Here is a 20,930-nt window from a genome sequence, read left to right on the forward strand (position 1 = left end):
GAATGATAGTTAATATGAAAAAATATAATATTAAAAAAGCAATTTGTTTAATTCTTGTTTTGTCAATTACTTTATCTTTACCAAATACATATTCATATGCATCTACTACAAATAGCGATGTCAATATTAATTTGTTATGTAAAGATTTGTTTCATAAATTGACGCCAGAAGCAAGAAAAGAATTCATTGAAGTTATACAAGTCGAATACAACAAAGGTAATACTTCTTTATTAGAATATCATACTAAATATGTTGATGGGTCAATTAACACATATAATTGTTTAGCTAAGGATTTGTACTATAGTAAACCGATGAGTGCTAGTTATGATGCAAGTTTAGCAGATGACTTAAAGGCATTAAATCTTCCCCAAGCTGTTGAGTACGCTTTAATTGCATTTGGAGCAGCACTAAAAGTGCCTGTAGGAAATATTGTTGATACTGCTATAGGTTTAGGTTTGATTGTAATTCTTGCTGCTAATTGGAATACTATTGCATCAAAGTGGGATTCTATCATAGATATTTTTGAGAAATACTTGCCAGATGTTAGTGGATTAGATAGCAGTATGACTATTATGAAGTGTCATGTGTTTGAACAAGATTTAAAATTTGCTGATAACTTTCCCATTATTCGTAGTGGTACTAGACATATTGAATATGCTACAATAAAAAATATAATGCGAAAAGGTAGAGGGAAATACAAAGCATTTCTTAGCCTAGAGACAAATAAACTACTATTAGTCTATCGGATTGATAAAGGTACTAAAGGTAATGTATCTCGTTTTTGGAAGGAAACATACCAATATACAGCTAGAAATTGTGATTTAACAGGTTTTTATTTATTTGTTTTATTAAATCCAAATAGTAAAACCATATTCCACACCGAATTAAGATATGGAGTATTTGCAAAACAAAATCTTGAATATATGCGTTATGAAAATAACCTGAATTGGAGATTATTCCCTCTGCCCATGATAAATCAAACTCAATACTTAGGGCATAATCAAATTCCCAAAATTGAAGATAATGGCGTACACTTATTTAAGGGTAACTAATAAAGATATTCAGTAGTAGAATGAGAATTCTCGAGCTTTTCAGTAGGATTAGCCTACTTTATTGGGGATTGAATTTATATGTATGGAGGTTATTATGTTAGATATGGATTTGAATGTGAATGTATATGCACTTTTTGATAAAGTTTATCACAATATCTTTAAAATTAAAAAGAGGACAAGAGGTTCTATACGTGGTTTTACACAAGAGCAACTATCAGATTTAGCTAGATTTTGTGAAGTAATCCCTTTTGTTGGAGCTATAACACAATTTGACTATAAAGAGCTAGATACATTTAGGGATGGTATAGGAGATTTCTTGAAATTGCTATTTTCATATGGTACCAGTAGCTGTATATTTTATACATTTGTTGATGATATATCTGATGAATATGTTCAACTTATAGCAAAAAACTATACATATAAATTATTATCCTATGAGAAGAAAGTAGTTACTATTAAATTTTTATACGAAGAATTACATAACCGTGAATTTGATCTGGCATGTTATTATGAATGTTTAGGGGATATTTGTGTATTTTATAATCATAAGCAATCGAATCATTATTATGATATAGCATTAAGTTATTATGATCAATTAAGCCTTGAAGAAAATGATATGCTTGTAGCTGGAAATAAGCAGGAAGAACACTATGCTTATGTACTTCATCATGCATGGAGTCTATATTACAATGAAGAAGTTCCTTTTTATAGTACTTATCGTTTTGAAGGAGCTAACAGAATAAAAGACAAAATTTCACGATTATCTAATCATCGTTAAAGCACTGATTAGTACATAAAAGCCTATCTTAATTGATAGGCTAAATAGTAGTTATCTTGAATTCTTATAGCCAGATTGGTAATAGTAATATTATTGTCTCAACCAATACAACTACTATACCAATGGATAGTACCATTATTCCATCATCTTTACATTTCATACTAAGAAGTTTCCCGCATTAATATAAAATGTGATAAATGTCCTTTTCTAATAAAGGGAAATATGCTATTATTTTATCGTCAGTTCGAAACCATCCTGACACTAAACAAAACTAGGGAGGAACATAAAATGAATAGAAGTACAAAGTTTTTAACGCAAGCAGGTTTGATTGCGGCTATTTATATTGTACTCACATTAGCTTTTAGACCAATAAGCTTTGGAGAAGTACAAATTAGGATTGCAGAAGCACTCACAATTTTACCATTCTTTACACCAGCTGCTATTCCTGGATTATTTGTGGGATGTTTGCTTGGTAACTTTTTAGGTGGTGCAATAATCTACGATATAATATTTGGAAGTTTGGCATCATTACTATCATCAGTGTTAGTATATATGTTAAGACGATATAAATATCTAGTACCTATTCCACCAATAGTAATCAATGGTATAGTAGTAGGATCAATCCTAAAATATGCATATGCATTACCCTTACCACTAATATCACTAATGATATTTGTTGCTATAGGACAAACAATAGCTTGTTATGGTCTTGGATTACCACTCTTGCTTTTCTTGCAGAAAAACAATCTATTTAATAATCATAATAGAATAGTTTAGTATTGTTAGATACAATGCTATAAATATAAATTAGATGAGTTATATAATTAAAGAAATTCTAGAGGTTAAAAAAAGCGCTATACAGCGCTTTTTTAATGAAATAAACTAAAATTATATATATTTATTTAAGATTCTCAGGATTCAAACACTCAAGTTCTGGTACTACAAACATACCATCTTTTCTAATAAGAACGTCATCAAAATAAATTTCTCCGCCACCAAAATCAGGAGTCTGAATATAAACTAAATCCCAATGGATAGCTGAATGGTTTTCATTATCGCAGTCATCATAGGAATTACCAGGTGTGAAGTGGATACTACCCATAATCTTTTCATCAAAAAGAGTGTCTTTTAGAGGATTAATGATGAATGGATTAACACCTATAGCAAATTCTCCTATATATCTAGCACCCTCATCTGTATCAAGTACAGCATTGATTTTTTCTGTATCATTAGCAGTAGCCTTTATGATTTTACCATTTTTGAACTCGAAAACAATATTTTCATAAGTAAAACCTCTATAGACTGCAGGGGTATTATAACTGATAACACCGTTAACTGAATCTTTAACAGGTGCTGAGTATACTTCACCATCAGGGATATTGCATCCTCCATCACACTTGATAGCAGGAAGACCTTTGATTGAGAATGAAATATCAGTTCCTTCACCAACGATTCTTACTTTATCAGTTTTATTCATAAGATCAACTAGATTATCCATAGCTTTTGACATCTTTCCATAATCAAGAGTACAAACGTTAAAATAAAAGTCTTCAAAATCTTCAAGACTAGTATTGGCAAGTTGAGCCATAGAATTATTAGGATATCTCATAACAACCCAACGTGTATCAGGAACACGAACATCTCTGTGTACAGGAGTAAAATGATACATCTCAAATAATCCTCTTTTATCACTTGGAACATCGCTTAACTCATTTACGTTATTAGAAGCTCTGATACCAATGTAACAATCCATTTCTCTCATAATCGTTAAATAAGATTCAGCCATTAGGTCTATCTGTTCTTTATTACAATTTAATAGTAATTCCCTTTGAACAGATTCATCTACATGCTTTTCAAATGGGATACCTCCAACAGCATATATTTCTTTAATTAATTGCTTAGTAAGAGGTAATGTAGAATCACCAACATGCTGTATTAAAACTTTATCTCCTTTTTTGACTTTGCAAGAATAATTAACTAAAATTTTTGCTAACTTTACAATTCTTGAATCCATTATATATCCGTCCTTTCGTATTATAAATATTAAACTTTTCTTGTGGTACACGGTAATATAAGAATCATTTTTATATTAATTACTATCCTTCTATAATTATAAACACCAACATTAAATTATATTTATTTTTCCACCGTGAATTACTAATTAGTATATCATAATTAGGTAAAAAAAATAAGTTATTTGGTTATACTTATAATAAATATTATTTAAGAGACTCATAACTTTAATAATTTAAGTTGTAATCTAAAAAATTATTTATTTAGATGTAAAAAAATTTGAATGACTATGGTATAATACCAATTAGAAAGTTTGAAAGGAAGGAGAACCATAATGAATTATACATCAGTAAAAGAATTATTTAGAAATACAAGCCAATATGCAGATAAAGAAATAACAGTCTCAGGTTGGATAAGAAGCGTTAGAGCTTCAAAAGCCTTTGGATTCATTATTCTTAATGATGGGACATTTTTTAATAATCTTCAAGTAGTAATCAATAATGAATTAGAAAATTTTGATGAAGTATCTAAGTTAAATGTGGGTTCATCAATTATTGTAAAAGGTAAATTTATAGAAACACCAGGTGCAAAACAACCTTTTGAAATGCAAGCAACTAATGTACAGATAGAAGGTACATCAACATCAGATTATCCATTACAAAAGAAAAGACATACATTCGAATATCTAAGAACCATTTCTCATCTTAGACCAAGAACTAACACTTTTTCAGCAGTATTCAGGATACGTTCAGTTGTAGCGCAGGCAATACACAGATTCTTTACAGACAAAGGATTTGTATATGTTCATACACCAATTCTTACAGGTAGTGACTGTGAGGGTGCAGGGGAAATGTTCAGAGCTACTACACTTGATTTGAATAACGTGCCAAAAGACGAAGAAGGAAACATAGATTTGAAACAAGACTTCTTTGGTAAAGAAACCAATCTTACAGTTAGTGGACAGCTTAATGTTGAAACTTATGCAATGGCATTTAGAAATGTGTATACGTTTGGTCCAACATTTAGAGCAGAAAATTCTAACACTGCAAGACACGCAGCAGAATTCTGGATGATTGAACCAGAAATGGCATTTGCGGATTTAATTGATGACATGGATATAGCAGAAGAAATGATTAAATATATTATTGCTTATGTTAAAGAAAATGCACCAGAAGAAATGGAATTCTTCAATAAATTTATTGATAAAGGTTTATCAGAAAGACTTGATAATGTACTTAACAATAAGTTTGAAAGAATTACTTATACCGAAGCGGTAGAACTTCTAGAAAAAAGCGGAGAAAAATTTGATTTCCCTGTAAAATGGGGAGCAGATCTTCAAACAGAGCATGAAAGGTATATAACTGAAAAAGTTTTCCAAAAGCCTGTATTTGTTACTGACTATCCAAAAGAAATAAAAGCTTTCTATATGAAGTTAAATGAAGATAATAAAACAGTAGCTGCTATGGATTTATTAGTTCCAGGTGTTGGTGAAATCATTGGTGGAAGCCAAAGAGAAGAAAATTACGATAAACTTGTAGCTAAGATGAAAGATATAGGATTAAATGAAGAAGATTATTGGTGGTATCTAGATATAAGAAAATATGGTGGATGTGACCATGCTGGATTTGGATTAGGATTTGAGCGTATGATTATGTATATAACCGGTATGGGTAACATAAGAGACGTAATTCCATTCCCAAGAACAGTAAATAATTGTGATATCTAAAAAATAAACCTATTAAGATATAATATTGTTTTTAAAACTCGTTTTTCCACACTGGAATTACGGGTTTTTTTGTTTCGTAATTTATATTTTTAATGATTTATTGTAAATATAAGTAAAATTGGCGATAATTATAATAAAACTGACTTGTTTTATAGCATAACAAACTATATAATATACTCGTATCCAAATAAGAATATCTATAATAGTAATAATTATTAGGAGGTTAACTTTGTTAGATTAAAACAAAGTAATAAATTAATGGGAAAAAAGGTAAAGGAAATTGACACTAAAAATTTACAGGATGCTAAAACTATAGATAAAAAAACAATATATAAAAAGGCTATAACAGTAGGTTTTTGTTTTGTAACACTTATTGTATTATTTGTAGTGATCCTATTAATATATTTGCATAATTCATCGTTTACAGTTGCTTTTAATCAAATGAAATTCAATGGATATTTTAAGGGTAATGATCTAGAAAAGATTATAGAAATTCAAGATAACAATATATCTATAGAAATACCTTTAGACGTTATTACAACATCATTCAATGATAAGATTGAAGAGATGAATATAACAAAAGGTTACAGCATTAATAACGGCTTTATTAATACTAAGGAAAGCAAAGCATATATTAATACGACAATGCATGGTATAAATATACCAATTTCAATGGATATACACCTAGAGACTAATAAAAGAGAGATAATAATTGCTTTTAGCAACATGGAACTAAGGAATAAGAAATTTTTATCATTACCGAAATCTATAGAAGATTCTATAATGGATAGATTAATCGAAAATAGAGAAATGTTGAAGATAAGCTTAGATGATTTTGATATACCGGATATAGTGACTATTGATAGTATTAATATGGAAATTGATAAGGTAGTTATTGATTTAATCATTGATAAAGAAAAAACAACACAATTACTAGTAGATATTGGGAAGTTTAAAAGCGACGAACTATATGGTATATACAAAAATGATGTTGACAATAGTAAAAAGAAGGCTTTGGAACTTATTGATAAAACAATAATATCAAGCAAAGATATAGAATTGATACTAACCGATATACTTATAGAAGATGAAGAAATTATAAAAAATATATTAATACTGACAGACGAGAATAAAATTGATTACGTTCTAAATAATTATGGTAAATATATTACTCATTATAATAAAAAAGATATAATAAATGAGAAAAACAAACTTATTCTTGGCAAAATTAAAAATTATTGCACCTTATTACTTGAACAAGTAGAAAAATTGCCAAATGATGAATATGTTGTTTACTTGAATAATCCTTATAATATAGCCAGCAATGTGTCTGTTTCTATAAAAGATATAGTCCTAAAATATAATCTGGGCATACCTGAAGATGTTTATGACAGGATGAATTTTTTATATAATTACACAGATAAAAACTATATGGTTGCATACGAGATAGATGATAATAAATATGCAGTAGTAGATAAGGTCAATTATGATTTTATTGATAAGAAGGACTATTCAAGTTATGGATTTATCAAACCACTAGATACAAAAGTATTTTATGATATGGATATAGAAAAGAGTATTACAGAGTATTTTTCTTGTGAGGTATTTATAAGATATATGAATACTGATGGCAAGTACGCTTTTGTAATAGCCTCAGATGCTAATAATTATCAAAGTTATGAGAGATTCGCTTTAGAAAAGAAGAAAGACAAATGGGAGATTGTAGCTACAGGCATTAACGATTTATACACTTTTAGCATTAATCATCCTGGATTCAATATAAAAACTATAACTGATAATTTTGTTGAAGATAATATATACGGACTTTCAGAAAAAGATATAAATGGTATTTTAGACCAATTAGAATATAGAGATATAATCACCAGCAGAAAAGAAGTAGGGATTAAATACTGTTCATATGATGGTAAATATATTTCTCTAAAATTAGCTAATGACGAAGAGTACGTATTTTCAATAAAATATTCTTATTTGGATAAAGTCTACAAAAAAGAAGTAGCAATAAATAAATGGAGGGATATATCTCCAATTATATTATTACAAGATAAAGATATAGACAATAAAAATGCAGATGCTAATCTATAGAAAATTATTTTATTCATTAATTGATGTAGATAAGTAAATTACTAAAGAAAGGAATACATTATGGAAACAGTTATACAAGAATTTGACAAAATTAAAATTAAAGCATTAGAAATATTGACCGCATATGGTTTTAAAATCTTAATGAGCTTACTTATATTAATTATTGGATCAAAAATAATTAAGTATCTAGTTAAGTTGATGGAGAAGTTTTTAAAGAAATCAAAAGTAGATGTATCGTTATCAAAATTTTTATTATCAGCTACAAGACTAATACTAAAAATCTTACTTGGCATTATAATAATGGAAAATCTGGAGGTTCCTATGACTTCGCTTATAGCGGTTCTTGGAGCAACTGGTATTGGTATTGGTATGGCACTACAAGGAAGTCTTGCTAACCTTACAGGAGGAATACTGATATTACTGTTAAGACCATTTAAAATAGGGGATTTCATTGAAGAAAAAGCATTTGGACATGAGGGTATAGTAGAAGATATTCAAGTATTCTATACAACACTTAGAACAAGAGATAATAAAGTAATAACTGTACCAAATGGTAGTTTATCTAACAGTAGCATAACAAATCACTCAACAATGGATATCAGAAGAGTTGATTTAACTTTTGGTGTAGCTTATGAAGAAGATACCTATGCAGTTAAGAAGGCAATAAAGGAAGTTATTGACAAACATGCACTAATACTTAAGGATAGAGAACCATACATTAATATAAGTGAACATGGAGATAGTTCAGTCAATTTTGCTGTATTGGTATGGTGTAAAACAAAAGATTACTTACAAGTGAAATTTGATCTAATTGAACAAATTAAAATTAAGTTTGACGAAGTTAATATCTCAATACCTTATCCTCACATGGATGTAAATATTGTTAACAATGAAGGTAATATCATTAAGGGGTAACAAGGTAAAAAAGATCATAATAATTGTTAAACTTAGAATATGAGGAGATGAGTAAATGGAACAGTACAAAGATTATATTCTTGATTTCATAAAAAAAATACTAGAGACAGAAAGCCCTAGTGGATTCTGTCAAAACATCATGAGTCTCATAGAAGAAGAAACTAACAGCATGGGCTATAGCATGGAATTTACCAATAAAGGCTGTGGAGTTATAAAGATTGATGGTAAAAATAAAGAAGTTCTAGGATTATCAGCACATGTGGATACTTTGGGTGCTATGGTAAGGTCAATAAAATCTAATGGAACTATCAGGTTTACTAGTATAGGTGGATATCTTATGAACAGCATCGAAGGTGAATATTGTAAAATCTTTACAAGAGATGGAAAAGTTTATGACGGTACTATACTTACTACAAAACCATCAGTCCACGTATTTTCTGATGCATCAGAGCATAAAAGAATAGAAGAAAATATGGAAGTAAGAATAGATGAGAGCGTATCATCAAAAGAAGATGTAGAGAAACTAGGAATAGAAGTGGGAAATTTCATTGCTTTTGATCCTAGGGTAAAAATAACTGAAAGTGGTTATATAAAATCTAGACATCTAGATGATAAAGCAGGCATAGCAACTATATTTGCTTTAATGAAATACATAAAAGATAATGATATCATACCTAATAACACATTAAAAATATTTATTTCCACATATGAAGAAGTGGGACATGGTTCATCTTACATTCCACAAGATATAACTGAAATGATTGCCATTGATATGGGTGCTATGGGTGATGACCTTTGTTGTACTGAACATGATGTATCCATATGTGTGAAAGATTCATCAGGTCCATATGATTATAATATGGTTAATGAATTAGTACGTATAGCAAAAGAAAATGAGATTGGATATGCAATAGATGTTTATCCTAACTATGGTTCAGATGCATCTGCTGCTTTGAGGGCAGGAAACAACATCAGAGGGGCTCTTATAGGGCCAGGGGTACATGCATCCCATGGTATGGAAAGAACTCATATAGAGGGCGTTTTAAATACGTTAGAACTGTTATTAGTATATGTGAAGTAAGTTTAGAGGTTAATAGTTAAGGTATCGGCATTACATATTTGCATAAAAAGTAAAAACCTCAGGAATTAACCTGAGGTTTTTGCATTTACCTACCGTTGACTAAACAAACTGTTCTACAGAGAAAATATTCTTATCTCCTCTAAATCTAGAGACAGTGTACTCTACAGGTGTCTCAAATTTATTATAACCTTTTACATGAAATAATTGTATTGCAGTTGTCTTATTGATTTCGAGTAATTCACAATCTTCCTTAGTAGGAACAACAGCTTCCATTTCTTTAATTATTTTATAAACTTTAGTATTAATATTGCTAGATAGTATGCTATATAGTGATTCTTCATTCATATTATTATCGAGAATATGTTTACAAAATGAATAAGGTAAATAAGTTTGAGAAATCTTTAGTGGTTCATCATTCACAAATCGGAGCCTCTTTAAATAGATAACGTCTGTATTTGGTGCGAGATTTAAAGCAGATGCAACTTCTGGGGTAGCGGATACTACCTTGAAATCTAAAACCTTAGTACTAGGGGTATATCCATATCGTAACATTTCATTATCAAAGCTCTCTGCCTTCTGAGTAAAATCATGTTTGATTTTGGTCTGAGCAACAAAAGTACCTCTTCCTTTTACACGATAAAACTTACCTTCATTAACTAATTCAGTTAATGCTTGTCTGATTGTCGTCCTGCTTATACCATAAATATCACATAGCTCAAACTCAGTAGGTATCATATCACCTGGTTTTAAAACTTCATCCTTCATCATTTCAATCAAAATATTTTTGAATTGAAAGTACAGAGGAATAGGAGTTGACTTGTTAACGGTATACTTTTTAAAACTATCAATACTTGCCATAATTCATCACCCTACTTTATTATATTTTTAGTATAAGGTTTATCTGCTACAACACCTATTTTACAATAATTGGAGAAAAAAGCAAGGGATAATTTCATTAAATGTTATTATAGTTAAAAATTGCTATATAAAAATGTTAGTATACTAGCGATTTTGCCCTAAAAATAAGCTAATCTTTTCTTTAAAAAAATATTTTATAAATATAATTATGATTTTTATATAAAATGAAATTTCTTTTATACAAATTTGATATAGCATTTAAACATTTATGTGCTTAATTTTAGAAACTTCCCTTTACAGGAGTACATAGAAATTGTACACAAAAAATTAATAATTGTAGTGTTGAGCTTTTATAGCTTATGCTTTATACTAATAATATTAAGATTTTTAATGTCTTTTATGTATATAATATATCGGTATTATTTGGAAAAAGCTTAACAGTTACCTTGATTTTGTACTTTATTGTTCTAAATTAATAATAGAGAGGACTAAAAATGTTTGGATATGTGCAGATTGATAAACCTGAATTAAAAGTGAGAGAATATATGACATACAAAGGATATTATTGTGGACTCTGTATGGCATTAAAACATAATTATGGGAATCTTAGTAGACTTACCTTGAACTATGATATGACATACCTTGTTATTATCCTTACTTCCCTATATGAACCAGTAAATAATTGCTCTAATTGTAGATGTGTAGCGCATCCTCAGAATAAGCAACTGATGATTGGTAATGACGTAAGTGAATATTGTGCAGCCTTGAATATTATGTTAGCATATAATAATCTAAAAGATGATTGGAAAGATGAAAGAAGTATAAAAAGTCTTTTGGCTATGATGTTATTTAATAGAGGATATAGAAAGGCAAAGAAAAGATATCCAGAAAAAAATCAAATCATAATTAAATTCATAGAAGAATTAGAAGAACTAGAAAAAGCTAATTGCAGTGATATAGAAAAAGTATCAAATGTTTTTGGACAATTAATGGGAGAACTCATGATTTACAAACAAGACCATTGGAAACAATACTTAAATAATATTGGTTTATATTTGGGAAAATATATTTATATTTTAGATGCTTATGATGATATTGAAAAAGACAAGAAAAATAAAAGTTATAATCCTTTTAATTTATGTAAAAAAGATAATATAGAAGAATATGCCAAGAATCTATTGAATCTTAATCTATCCTTTTTAGATAATGAACTTGATAAATTACCTTTGGTGAATGAAAAACCCATTCTAGATAATATAATATATTCTGGAATTAAAAATAAAATGAGAATTATATTTAATAGGGAAGACTGTAAAAAATGCAGCAATATAGATAAGTTGAATTAAATCTAAGAAATCAATTAAATTCTTACTAGGAGGAAAAGACAATGACAGACCCATATGAAGTATTAGGAATAGAACGAGGAGCAAGTAAAGATGAAATAAAAAAAGCATATAGAGAATTAGCAAAAAAATATCATCCAGATAGATATACAGACAACCCATTAAACGACCTTGCTGAAGAAAAATTCAGAGAAGTTCAAGAAGCATATGAATCACTAATGAACAATAGCGATTACTCAAATGCTAGTTATAATAGTGGTAATTCTTCATCAGGTTATACATCCTCAGAATATGTAAATATAAGAAGTTACATTCAAGTAAGAAGATTCCAGGATGCAATGAACATGCTAAATAATATGAGTGATAAGAATGCGGAATGGTATTATTTAATGAGTATTTGCCTTGTTGGGACAGGTTATACCAACCAAGGATTTGAATATGCTAGAACAGCCGTGAATATGGCTCCTACTAACATGGAGTACAAAAATCATTTGACAAGACTTCAAAATGTTCAGACTGGATATAATACCAGAGCATATCAATATAATAGAGGAAACAATAATTCAGACACTTGCGGTTGCTGTTCACAACTTATATGTGCAGATTGCTTGTGCGAATGTCTTGGAGGCGATTTAATTTCATGTTGCTAAAAACAAAAAGATTGGCATATCTAGGAATATTACTGGCAATCAATCAGATTATACTGATGTCCAGTACAATATTTGTTAGTAATACGATAATTATATTTGCAGTAGCAGCTATTATAATAGGCGTAGTAATTATTGAATTCAATTTAGCTAGTGGTGTGACCTTTTATATAGCATCAAGTCTTCTTGCATTGATATTAGTACCAGATAAAATTCAAATCATAACATATATAGCATTTTTTGGACTATATAGTATAGTCAAATACTTAATTGAGATTTTAATAAATCGTAAAAGTTTATCGGTTATTATAGAAGTGATATTAAAAATAGTCTTTTTCAATATTATGTTGGTGAGTTATTATTTTGTTATGAAACAGTTCGTAACTGTTATGCCTTTTAATGCAACATGGTGGGTTGTATTATCAGCAGAAGTATTCTTCGTTGCATATGATTACTTTCTAGGATACTTTCTTCATGTATATGCAAATAGAATAAAGCCAAGGTTAAAAAAATATCTATAAGCATATTTGATAATTATGAAGAACTACAATATCTTGAATGTAAATATATGTTTTAGGTGATAATATATATTACATTAATTATATAAGTTGAATTAAATAAATTAACGGAGTGGTTTTGATGAAACAAAGAATTGGAATTGTAACAAGTGGGGGAGACTGTCCTGGTTTGAACGCAGCAATCAGAGGGGTAGCAAGAGCTTCTTATGGTATGATTGATTGTGAGATAATCGGTATTAAAGATGGTTTTAAAGGCTTAATACATTGTAATTATCAAGTCATGACTCCACGAGATTTCTCTGGAATACTTGTTAGAGGTGGAACAATACTCGGTACATCTAGAACACCATTCAAGAAAATGAGAAAAATAGAAGAAGATAATATTGATAAAGTTAAAAATATGATAAATAATTATGAAAAAATGAAATTGGACTGCTTAGTTACACTGGGAGGAAACGGAACACACAAAAATGCTAATTTACTTAGGGAAGAAGGTCTTAATGTAATTGCACTTCCAAAGACTATCGATAACGATATATGGGGAACAGATGTAACATTTGGATTCCATAGTGCAGTAGACATTGCAACTGAGGTAATTGACCGTATCCATACAACGGCAGATTCTCATGATAGAGTTATGTTGGTAGAATTGATGGGTCATAAGGCAGGATGGTTAACATTACATGCAGGAGTTGCTGGCGGAGCAGACGTAATTCTAATTCCTGAAATACCCTATGATATAAATAAAGTTATAGCATCATTAGACAGAAGACATTCATCAGGTAAAAACTTTTCTATATTAGCAGTTTCAGAAGGGGCACTTTCAGTTGAAGAATCCAGTATGAAGAAAAAAGAGCTTAGAAAACTAAGAGAAAAAATGAAATACCCATCAGTATCCTATAGATTGGCTAAACAAATCAATGAAGCATTAGGTCTAGAAACAAGAGTAACCATCCCTGGGCATCAACAAAGAGGAGGTTCACCTTCGCCATACGATAGAATATTAGCAACAAAACTTGGAGCATATGCAGCTGAAATGATAGCTAACAAAGACTACGGAAAAACAGTTTCAGTTGTTAATAATAAATTATGGGCAACACCGTTAAAAGAAATAGCTGGTAAATTGAAATTAGTTGAAAAAGATAACTTACTAATAAGTACCGGCAAATTGGTTGAGGCGAGTTTTGGAGATTAAGGGAGTAGTGAAAGCTCTCTTTTTTTATGCTTTAAAAAGTTATACGTGACTAAGTGATTAATATAAAGTAAAATATTGTTAGAAAGGGGAACGGGTATATGATAAAGTTTATTCATACAGGTGATATACATATTGGTATGGAATTCAAAAGTGCCAGCTTTTCAAGTGTGTTTGCAAAAAAACGTAGAAATGAGATAAAAGAAACATTTTTGAATATCGTTAAGAGAGCAGGAGAAATACAAGCAGATCTATTACTCATTAGTGGGGATGTATTTGAAGACGAGTATATAACAATAGGAGAACTAAAAGAAATTAATAATAGCTTTAGGAAAATTAATTCCAAAGTAATAATAATTGCAGGTAATCACGATCCAATAATAAACAACAAATCTTATTACAAGATAATGGATTGGGCTAACAATGTTTACATAATGGATACAAATACAGAGAGAATTTCATTAGATGAATTGAATGTTGATATATATGGATTAAGTTGGAACAAGAAAGAAATAAAAGATAATCTTTTTAAAGATATAGAAGTTGAAAACAGAGATAGAATCAATATACTATTAGCTCATGGTGATATATATCAAAAATCCAATTATTTACCTATAGATAAGAATAATCTAATAAGTAAAAAATTTGATTATGTAGCTCTTGGTCATATACATAAGCATGATTTTATTGAGAATAATATTGCTTATCCAGGTAGCCCTGAACCTCTTGATTTTGGTGAAACAGGTACACATGGTATTATAGAAGGTAATATTAGTAAAGATGAATTAGATGTTGAGTTCTTACCTTTTTCAAAAAGGGAATTCGTTGCAATAGATGTCAGGGTTGATGACGATATGACAATTGAAGATATAATAGAAAAAATTAGACTTATAGTTAGTGATTATGAATTTAAGAATCTATATAGATTCAACTTGAATGGGATAAGGGACAAAGACATATTGTTTGATGCAAAATACATAAAAGATAGAGTAGAAGAATATGTGATATATGCTGAGATAATAGATAATACTACACCAGATTATGATCTTGATAAATTAAAACTGGAAAATGAAAATAATGTTATAGGTAAATACATTGAATATATGGAGAAACAAAATACCCAAGATGAAATATCAAAATTAGCCTTATATGAAGGTATTGAAGCTTTACTAAGTGAGAAGGTGAACTAAATTGTATATAGATAAAATGAAAGTAATAAGTTTTGGAAAATACCAAGATAAAGAAATTAATTTATCAGAAGGTATAAATTTGATATATGGAGATAATGAAGCCGGAAAATCAACTATACATAAATTCATTGAAGGGATGTTTTATGGGTTTTACAAACCATATAGGAAAAATAAGCAGTTCACATTAGATTATGATAGATTTTTACCATGGAATAACAGTAATAAATATAAGGGAATATTAGTATATAAACATCTTGGAAAAGAATACCGTATCGAGAGAAATTTTATGAAGCGTAGCGATAAGGTTGAAATCTTTGATGATAGTACTGGGGGAAATATTACTGAAAGTTTTGAATACGATAGTTCCATAAAATTATATCAACCAGCATCTAAACACGTAGGTATCAACAAATCAACATTCAATAATACAATAAGTATAGGTCAGTTAAGTAGTAAGACTTCAGAGGATTTGGTAAAAGAAGTAAAAGATAGCCTAATCAATCTAGGCGAAAGCAAGGATGAAGAAATATCTATAAGAAATGTTGTTGATAAACTAAATAAGAAATTAGATGAAATAGGTACTGCTGGTAGAAAAAAGACAACGCCATATGGTAAGCTGAGTGTAGAGATCAAACAGCTGAAAAAAGAAAAAGCAGAAGCGGAAAAAGTATGGCAACAAGTAATAGGAAATCAAGAAGAATTGAATGATATTAATAATAGATTAAAGGAAATGGAAAAGAGAAAAAAAGATAATGAGGAATTACTTAGTTATCTTAGTAAAGAGGAAATTAAAAAAACATATGAAGAAGGATTACAGTTAAAAGAGTATATAGATAATAAGACTTCTGAATTAAAAGCCATAGAACAATTTAAAGATGTTGATATAGAACTTATTGATGGAGCTATTAAGAAACTTAATACTGTAGAGTTATGTAAACAACAGTATGATGAATTAAAATCTGAGCTAACAGAAATAGAGAATTATATAAAAGGACAATATGAGATATATAATCAAGTCAAGATGTTAGAAAAGGAGGATTTAAGTGATATTGACAGTATAGCTTCCCAGTATAATATCTATAATGATATGGTGAAAAAATGTAATGAATCAAAAGAATTGATAAGGGAACTTAAGACAAATTTAAATAGTGGAAATGACAATAATAGTCTTATAGAAGATGAATATGAGTATACTAGATTTGAAGAAGAGCGAAAAGAGATCAAATATAGCAAATCAGCTGAATCTGAATTAAAAGAACAAAAATACAAAGATATGCTGGCTAATCAAAAACAAGGCAAATTAATATCTTTAATAGCATTTTTAATATTTGCTGGTCTTTTGGGAAGTGGTATCATATTTGATCAAATCATAGCTACAGCTATATCTGTAGTGTTCGCGGGTATGTCTATATATACCACAATGAGTTATAGAAAAAATAAGGGTAAAATAGATGTTCTGGTTAATGAAATGAATAGAATGAAATCCACAGAAGAAAAAAAACAAAATAGACTAGATGAAATTGTACGAAAGCAAGATGAAATATTGAAAAAACATCAATGTAAAGAACTTATAGAGCTGAGAAAACTAAAAGATAAAGTACTTCATATGAATGTAATTCATGAAGATAATAAAAAAAGGCATATAAAAGCGACTAGTGACCTAGAGAGATTAGAACATGAAAAAAAACAAAAAGAAGAAAGGTTAACATATTATGTAAACCTATTGTTGGATACACAGAAGCTAGATATCAATAACATAAACTTAGTAAAAGAAAAATATGAGACTTTTAAAGATACTAAGAAAAATATAAATCATAAAAATGAAGATAAAAATACTAGGTCAGCAAAATTTAATAGTATCAGTGAAGAAATAGATAAGTTGAGTAAAGAAATCAAAGACATAACTGATAAGTACAATGTTCAAGGTGAAAAAGAGTTACAACAAGTAAAAGATAAAAAGTATTTATATCATAAAATTTTAAGTACCATCAGTAATAAAAAAGAATTGTTAAGTAGATTACTTGGGGATAATACTTTAGAAGAGTTGGAACAAAAGTTAACAAAGTATAATCTGACATATTTGACAACTGATAAATCTAAAGATGAATTATTATTAGAACAGGACAATCTTGTAAATGATATTTTACATATAAGCAAAGATATAACTTCTTATGAGACTAAAATAGTTAATTTACAGAAAGATGTTAGACCTATAGTAGATATTGAAGAGGATATATCAAATAAGTCCAATAAAAAAATTGAATATGATAAGAAAATTAAAGCTCTAACTATGGCAAGAGATGCAATAGAGAATATATCAAAAGATATACAGAATAATTTTGCGCCAAAATTAAATGAAAAAGTATCTGATATAATTAGTAATATTACTAACAAAAAGTATAATGATATTAAGATTAATCCTAATATGGAGATACTTACATATGAGCCTGAAAACCATGAATTAATCGCTATAGATTCCTTAAGCAAAGGAACAATCGACCAGATGTATTTTGGATTGAGGTTGGGACTTATTGATATTATTAAAGAGGATAAATCTCTACCCCTAATATTAGATGATTGCTTTGTCCAATACGATAATGATAGGTTAAAGATGGTTATGAAAACTATAGGTGATCTAAACAGGCAGATAATTATATTATCATGTCATAGGAGAGAAGAAGAAATATTGAAAGCGCTAAATATGGAGTTTAATTATATAGCTTTGTAGGATCAAAATTATTTTTATTGGGGATAAATTAATGGGTAAAATCAATCTACTATACAGGATTATACGACATCATTGAAGATTGAAAAAGCTAAAGATTTGTTAGTTTCAACTAAAATGACCATTAATCAAATAGCAGAAGAAGTTGGTTATAATAATGTGACAAGCTTTATTAGAAGATTTAAGCAGTTGATAGGGACTACACCAGGTAGATATAGGAAGGATTATAAAGATTGATGAACCTTTAAATACCGAAAAATTACTAAAAAAATGAAAAACAATAGGGTAACGATAGCTACAAAGCTGATAAAATCGTTACCCATTTTTTAACGCACGTGGTAGGACTTGAACCCACAACCCTCTGATCCGAAGTCAGATGCTCTATCCAATTGAGCCACACGTGCGTATTGAAAAACATATTAAGTTTTTTACCTAACCTATTATATCACTAAAATCACAATAGTCAATATCTATATGATATAATACCCCTATGTATTAGCAATCCTATCGATATTTCTTCAATCGTATATCTGAACCAAAGATTTTAAGGGGTTCATAGTTACCGAATATACGTGAAACAATTCTATCTGAGTACTGTTTTGACCAATCTGTTGGTGATAAGTTAGTGGATATCAATGTAGATTTCTTATTCAATAATCTTGTATTCAGACAATTGAATAATTCGACTCCTGTAAATCGATTGTTGAACTCAGTTCCAAGGTCATCAATTATTAACAGGTCACAATCAAAAATAGATTCAATCTGTTCTTCAGGGACTTTTTCATCACCATTATTGAACTTATAATCTTCAAATAACTTAAATAACTGAAACGAGGTCAGATAAATAACCGTATGTGAACTATCCAGCAAAGATTTTGCGATACAGTTACATAAAAAAGTCTTACCAAGACCTGCTTGTCCAAACAAAATAATATTTGTAAAATCAGAATCAAAGTGATTGACGAATTTCTTGCATTTTCCATATATGATACGTATGTTTTCTAATGGAGATAGATTGAATCTTGAATCAATCTTATTTGAATAGTAGTCAAAGGAAAAAGTACTGAAATTTTCCTCGTTTATAATATTTTTAATATTCGACTGTTCATAAGCAACATTAATCATAGCTTGTTTTAGACAAATACATTTCTCATTACCGATATAACCTGTATCTTTACACAAGTTACAATCATATTTTGATTGTAGATAATCCTCTGGATATCCATGATCTAATAATAAACGAATTTTCTTGCCTGATAGAATGAAATTACTTTCTTGCAGTTGCTCTATCTTTTGTTCTGCCTCATCTGGATGCTCAATAATATAATATGTAGTATTGACACTACTAGAAGCTATCTCATCATCTAAAACTTTTATAAGAGGTATTCTATTGTAGATTTCTTCTTTTCTTTTAGTGATTTCATGCTTAATGCTAAGCTGTTTCTTTTCGTATTTCTGCATGATTAACTTATATTGAGAACGTTTTAGATTCATAATATAGCTCTTCCTTTCTTTTAATAGCTTTCATCTGTTTCTTTAATAAGTAATTCCATAGCTTTTTTCTCTAATTCATCAAAATTATATGTACGTTGATCATAATTAATGAATTTTGACTGATTTTTAGTGTTTTCTGTTTTCTTAGTATTGGATTTTGACTGGTGTTTTTCATCAAGGTCAGTAATATTCTTAAGAGTTTTTACGTTGCTCTTATGCCAGTTTTTAACTATAGCATCAATATAACTAAACTGAGGTTGGTTAATGGTTTCCATTGTCCTATTACAAGCTTCTATAATAATTTCTATAGATAGGTTGTAATCATTCAACCATCTCTTCATATATGTAATCTGTTTTGGAGTCGGATTCCTATCACCGATACCAAGAGATTTCAAGATTTTAAAATAATTACTGTTAAAAGTCTCAATTCTATTTTCTGCCTTGGCTATGGTATTGATGCCTTCATCAGCCCAGTTGATTGCTACTTTCTCAATATAGTTCATGTTTCTATGATTGTTGGAAACGCAATACTCTATAAGAAGTTCAATAACTTCAAAAGGAAGACCCAACCAATCATTGAATCCTATCAAAGTATTGACATCTTGTTGGGTTAACATTTTTCCAAGATACTTTTGAGTTATGTAAATCAGTTGTTTATAATTCTGCCTACTCATAAAAGTAGTAATTTCATCCATTTTATATTGAGGTTTCGTGGAAACATTAATTCTTGCTTCTAACTGTTTAGATGTGGCAGCAGTTTCTTGATGTGTATCCACAATAGTATCTATACTATTTATATTTGTAAGGTCATTGAATTTTATTGATTTTATAATCTTCTTATCATCATATTCTATTGTCATAACATTGCTTGATTCCCAGTATCCAATAGCCCTTATGACATCTGTTTCAGTTAGGTGAAGCTGGTCTGCAATATCTAACATTGATAGTGATTGCAGATTTTTTGATGCGTATCTAATAATTAGTAAATACACTCTTACAAAATCTCCATTAGAGTTTGATAAGAATTTATCAATGAATTTATTAGGTATCAAAGTAAACTGATTAATATTTTGTGGATAAAGAGTAATCATACTCATATAATAAATCTTCCTTCCGACAATATTTTATGTAAACTAAGCTTTGGTTATTTAACTTAATAAGGTTCCGTAATAAATAAATCGCTCTTAGTATAACATAAAAAATAATATTTGTGTGGTAAATAATGTTTTCAGAAAACTCTATAATATGTCAGAAAATTTACTGTTAAAATGTTGAAAGTAATAGTTTTTTTAACA

General features: G+C 29.1%; 18 protein-coding genes and 1 tRNA gene. 14 read left to right on the forward strand and 5 right to left on the reverse strand.

Translation table 11 applies throughout. From position 1 onward, the window contains the following. The 3 genes from ACX6CF_RS09475 to ACX6CF_RS09485 all read left to right on the forward strand — a co-directional run. Positions 1-1,052: hypothetical protein (locus tag ACX6CF_RS09475; RefSeq protein ID WP_458785086.1), on the forward strand; the 1,052-nt coding region annotated here is incomplete at its 5' end. Positions 1,053-1,146: 94 nt separating this feature from the next. Beyond that, entirely contained in the window at positions 1,147-1,830 is a 684-nt protein-coding gene (locus ACX6CF_RS09480; protein ID WP_458785087.1) for a hypothetical protein, read from the forward strand. Between the two features lie 288 nt (positions 1,831-2,118). Continuing rightward, positions 2,119-2,607: a QueT transporter family protein gene (locus ACX6CF_RS09485; RefSeq protein ID WP_458785088.1), complete on the forward strand. Its 489-nt coding sequence runs from the start codon at positions 2,119-2,121 to the stop codon at positions 2,605-2,607. Positions 2,608-2,728: 121 nt separating this feature from the next. On the opposite strand, the gene ACX6CF_RS09490 is transcribed toward ACX6CF_RS09485, so the two are convergent. Beyond that, a complete protein-coding gene (locus tag ACX6CF_RS09490) occupies positions 2,729-3,844 on the reverse strand; it encodes an aminopeptidase (protein ID WP_458785089.1) in 1,116 nt (371 codons plus the stop codon). A gap of 333 nt (positions 3,845-4,177) precedes the next feature. Between ACX6CF_RS09490 and asnS the strand changes: the two genes are divergently transcribed. The 4 genes from asnS to ACX6CF_RS09510 all read left to right on the forward strand — a co-directional run bounded on the left by asnS (position 4,178) and on the right by ACX6CF_RS09510 (position 9,668). Continuing rightward, positions 4,178-5,569, forward strand: a complete 1,392-nt coding sequence (gene asnS / locus ACX6CF_RS09495; RefSeq protein ID WP_458785090.1) for an asparagine--tRNA ligase — start codon at positions 4,178-4,180, stop codon at positions 5,567-5,569. A gap of 258 nt (positions 5,570-5,827) precedes the next feature. Next, on the forward strand, positions 5,828-7,672 hold the full coding sequence (locus ACX6CF_RS09500; protein WP_458785091.1) for a hypothetical protein: 1,845 nt from the start codon (positions 5,828-5,830) through the stop codon (positions 7,670-7,672). A 60-nt stretch (positions 7,673-7,732) separates the two neighbouring features. Beyond that, positions 7,733-8,587 carry a mechanosensitive ion channel family protein gene (locus tag ACX6CF_RS09505; RefSeq protein ID WP_458785092.1) on the forward strand — a complete coding sequence of 285 codons (855 nt, stop codon included), beginning with the start codon at positions 7,733-7,735 and terminating at the stop codon, positions 8,585-8,587. Between the two features lie 55 nt (positions 8,588-8,642). Beyond that, positions 8,643-9,668 (forward strand): M42 family metallopeptidase, encoded by a 1,026-nt coding sequence (locus ACX6CF_RS09510; protein ID WP_458785093.1) that lies wholly within the window; start codon positions 8,643-8,645, stop codon positions 9,666-9,668. Between the two features lie 99 nt (positions 9,669-9,767). Here ACX6CF_RS09510 and ACX6CF_RS09515 read toward each other — a convergent pair whose 3' ends face one another. Further along, positions 9,768-10,526 (reverse strand): GntR family transcriptional regulator, encoded by a 759-nt coding sequence (locus ACX6CF_RS09515; RefSeq protein WP_458785094.1) that lies wholly within the window; start codon positions 10,524-10,526, stop codon positions 9,768-9,770. 494 nt (positions 10,527-11,020) lie between these two features. Between ACX6CF_RS09515 and ACX6CF_RS09520 the strand changes: the two genes are divergently transcribed. From ACX6CF_RS09520 to ACX6CF_RS09550, 7 genes are all read left to right on the forward strand, one after another. Further along, on the forward strand, positions 11,021-11,872 hold the full coding sequence (locus ACX6CF_RS09520; protein WP_458785095.1) for a DUF5685 family protein: 852 nt from the start codon (positions 11,021-11,023) through the stop codon (positions 11,870-11,872). Positions 11,873-11,913: 41 nt separating this feature from the next. Further along, positions 11,914-12,519: a J domain-containing protein gene (locus ACX6CF_RS09525; RefSeq protein WP_458785096.1), complete on the forward strand. Its 606-nt coding sequence runs from the start codon at positions 11,914-11,916 to the stop codon at positions 12,517-12,519. Next, positions 12,510-13,037: a hypothetical protein gene (locus tag ACX6CF_RS09530; protein WP_458785097.1), complete on the forward strand. Its 528-nt coding sequence runs from the start codon at positions 12,510-12,512 to the stop codon at positions 13,035-13,037. Before ACX6CF_RS09525 ends, ACX6CF_RS09530 begins: the two co-directional genes overlap by 10 nt. A gap of 118 nt (positions 13,038-13,155) precedes the next feature. Further along, positions 13,156-14,229 (forward strand): 6-phosphofructokinase, encoded by a 1,074-nt coding sequence (locus tag ACX6CF_RS09535; protein WP_458785098.1) that lies wholly within the window; start codon positions 13,156-13,158, stop codon positions 14,227-14,229. 98 nt (positions 14,230-14,327) lie between these two features. Next, positions 14,328-15,416, forward strand: coding sequence for a metallophosphoesterase family protein (locus tag ACX6CF_RS09540; RefSeq protein WP_458785099.1), 1,089 nt, complete (start codon positions 14,328-14,330; stop codon positions 15,414-15,416). 1 nt (position 15,417) lies between these two features. Further along, the gene (locus ACX6CF_RS09545) at positions 15,418-18,144 is read left to right on the forward strand and encodes an AAA family ATPase (protein ID WP_458785100.1); all 2,727 of its coding nucleotides are present in this window, start codon (positions 15,418-15,420) and stop codon (positions 18,142-18,144) included. Positions 18,145-18,195: 51 nt separating this feature from the next. After that, on the forward strand, positions 18,196-18,378 hold the full coding sequence (locus ACX6CF_RS09550; RefSeq protein ID WP_458785134.1) for a helix-turn-helix domain-containing protein: 183 nt from the start codon (positions 18,196-18,198) through the stop codon (positions 18,376-18,378). A 93-nt stretch (positions 18,379-18,471) separates the two neighbouring features. Here the strand turns inward: ACX6CF_RS09550 and ACX6CF_RS09555 are convergent. The 3 genes from ACX6CF_RS09555 to ACX6CF_RS09565 all read right to left on the reverse strand — a co-directional run bounded on the left by ACX6CF_RS09555 (position 18,472) and on the right by ACX6CF_RS09565 (position 20,732). Continuing rightward, a tRNA-Arg gene (locus ACX6CF_RS09555) sits at positions 18,472-18,545 on the reverse strand. Between the two features lie 100 nt (positions 18,546-18,645). Further along, positions 18,646-19,635, reverse strand: a complete 990-nt coding sequence (locus ACX6CF_RS09560; protein ID WP_458785101.1) for an ATP-binding protein — start codon at positions 19,633-19,635, stop codon at positions 18,646-18,648. Positions 19,636-19,655: 20 nt separating this feature from the next. Beyond that, on the reverse strand, positions 19,656-20,732 hold the full coding sequence (locus ACX6CF_RS09565; protein WP_458785102.1) for a DnaD domain protein: 1,077 nt from the start codon (positions 20,730-20,732) through the stop codon (positions 19,656-19,658). Positions 20,733-20,930 lie beyond the last annotated feature (198 nt).

The sequence above is a fragment of the Vallitalea sediminicola genome, assembly GCF_054408565.1.

What these genes read in the sequence shown, in the direction of transcription:
- ACX6CF_RS09480 (WP_458785087.1), top strand. Translation starts at nt 1,147, where the DNA reads ATGTTAGATATGGATTTGAATGTGAATGTATATGCACTTTTTGATAAA.
- ACX6CF_RS09485 (WP_458785088.1), top strand. Translation starts at nt 2,119, where the DNA reads ATGAATAGAAGTACAAAGTTTTTAACGCAAGCAGGTTTGATTGCGGCT.
- ACX6CF_RS09490 (WP_458785089.1), bottom strand. Translation starts at nt 3,844, where the DNA reads ATGGATTCAAGAATTGTAAAGTTAGCAAAAATTTTAGTTAATTATTCT.
- asnS (WP_458785090.1), top strand. Translation starts at nt 4,178, where the DNA reads ATGAATTATACATCAGTAAAAGAATTATTTAGAAATACAAGCCAATAT.
- ACX6CF_RS09500 (WP_458785091.1), top strand. Translation starts at nt 5,828, where the DNA reads ATGGGAAAAAAGGTAAAGGAAATTGACACTAAAAATTTACAGGATGCT.
- ACX6CF_RS09505 (WP_458785092.1), top strand. Translation starts at nt 7,733, where the DNA reads ATGGAAACAGTTATACAAGAATTTGACAAAATTAAAATTAAAGCATTA.
- ACX6CF_RS09510 (WP_458785093.1), top strand. Translation starts at nt 8,643, where the DNA reads ATGGAACAGTACAAAGATTATATTCTTGATTTCATAAAAAAAATACTA.
- ACX6CF_RS09515 (WP_458785094.1), bottom strand. Translation starts at nt 10,526, where the DNA reads ATGGCAAGTATTGATAGTTTTAAAAAGTATACCGTTAACAAGTCAACT.
- ACX6CF_RS09520 (WP_458785095.1), top strand. Translation starts at nt 11,021, where the DNA reads ATGTTTGGATATGTGCAGATTGATAAACCTGAATTAAAAGTGAGAGAA.
- ACX6CF_RS09525 (WP_458785096.1), top strand. Translation starts at nt 11,914, where the DNA reads ATGACAGACCCATATGAAGTATTAGGAATAGAACGAGGAGCAAGTAAA.
- ACX6CF_RS09530 (WP_458785097.1), top strand. Translation starts at nt 12,510, where the DNA reads ATGTTGCTAAAAACAAAAAGATTGGCATATCTAGGAATATTACTGGCA.
- ACX6CF_RS09535 (WP_458785098.1), top strand. Translation starts at nt 13,156, where the DNA reads ATGAAACAAAGAATTGGAATTGTAACAAGTGGGGGAGACTGTCCTGGT.
- ACX6CF_RS09540 (WP_458785099.1), top strand. Translation starts at nt 14,328, where the DNA reads ATGATAAAGTTTATTCATACAGGTGATATACATATTGGTATGGAATTC.
- ACX6CF_RS09560 (WP_458785101.1), bottom strand. Translation starts at nt 19,635, where the DNA reads ATGAATCTAAAACGTTCTCAATATAAGTTAATCATGCAGAAATACGAA.
- ACX6CF_RS09565 (WP_458785102.1), bottom strand. Translation starts at nt 20,732, where the DNA reads ATGAGTATGATTACTCTTTATCCACAAAATATTAATCAGTTTACTTTG.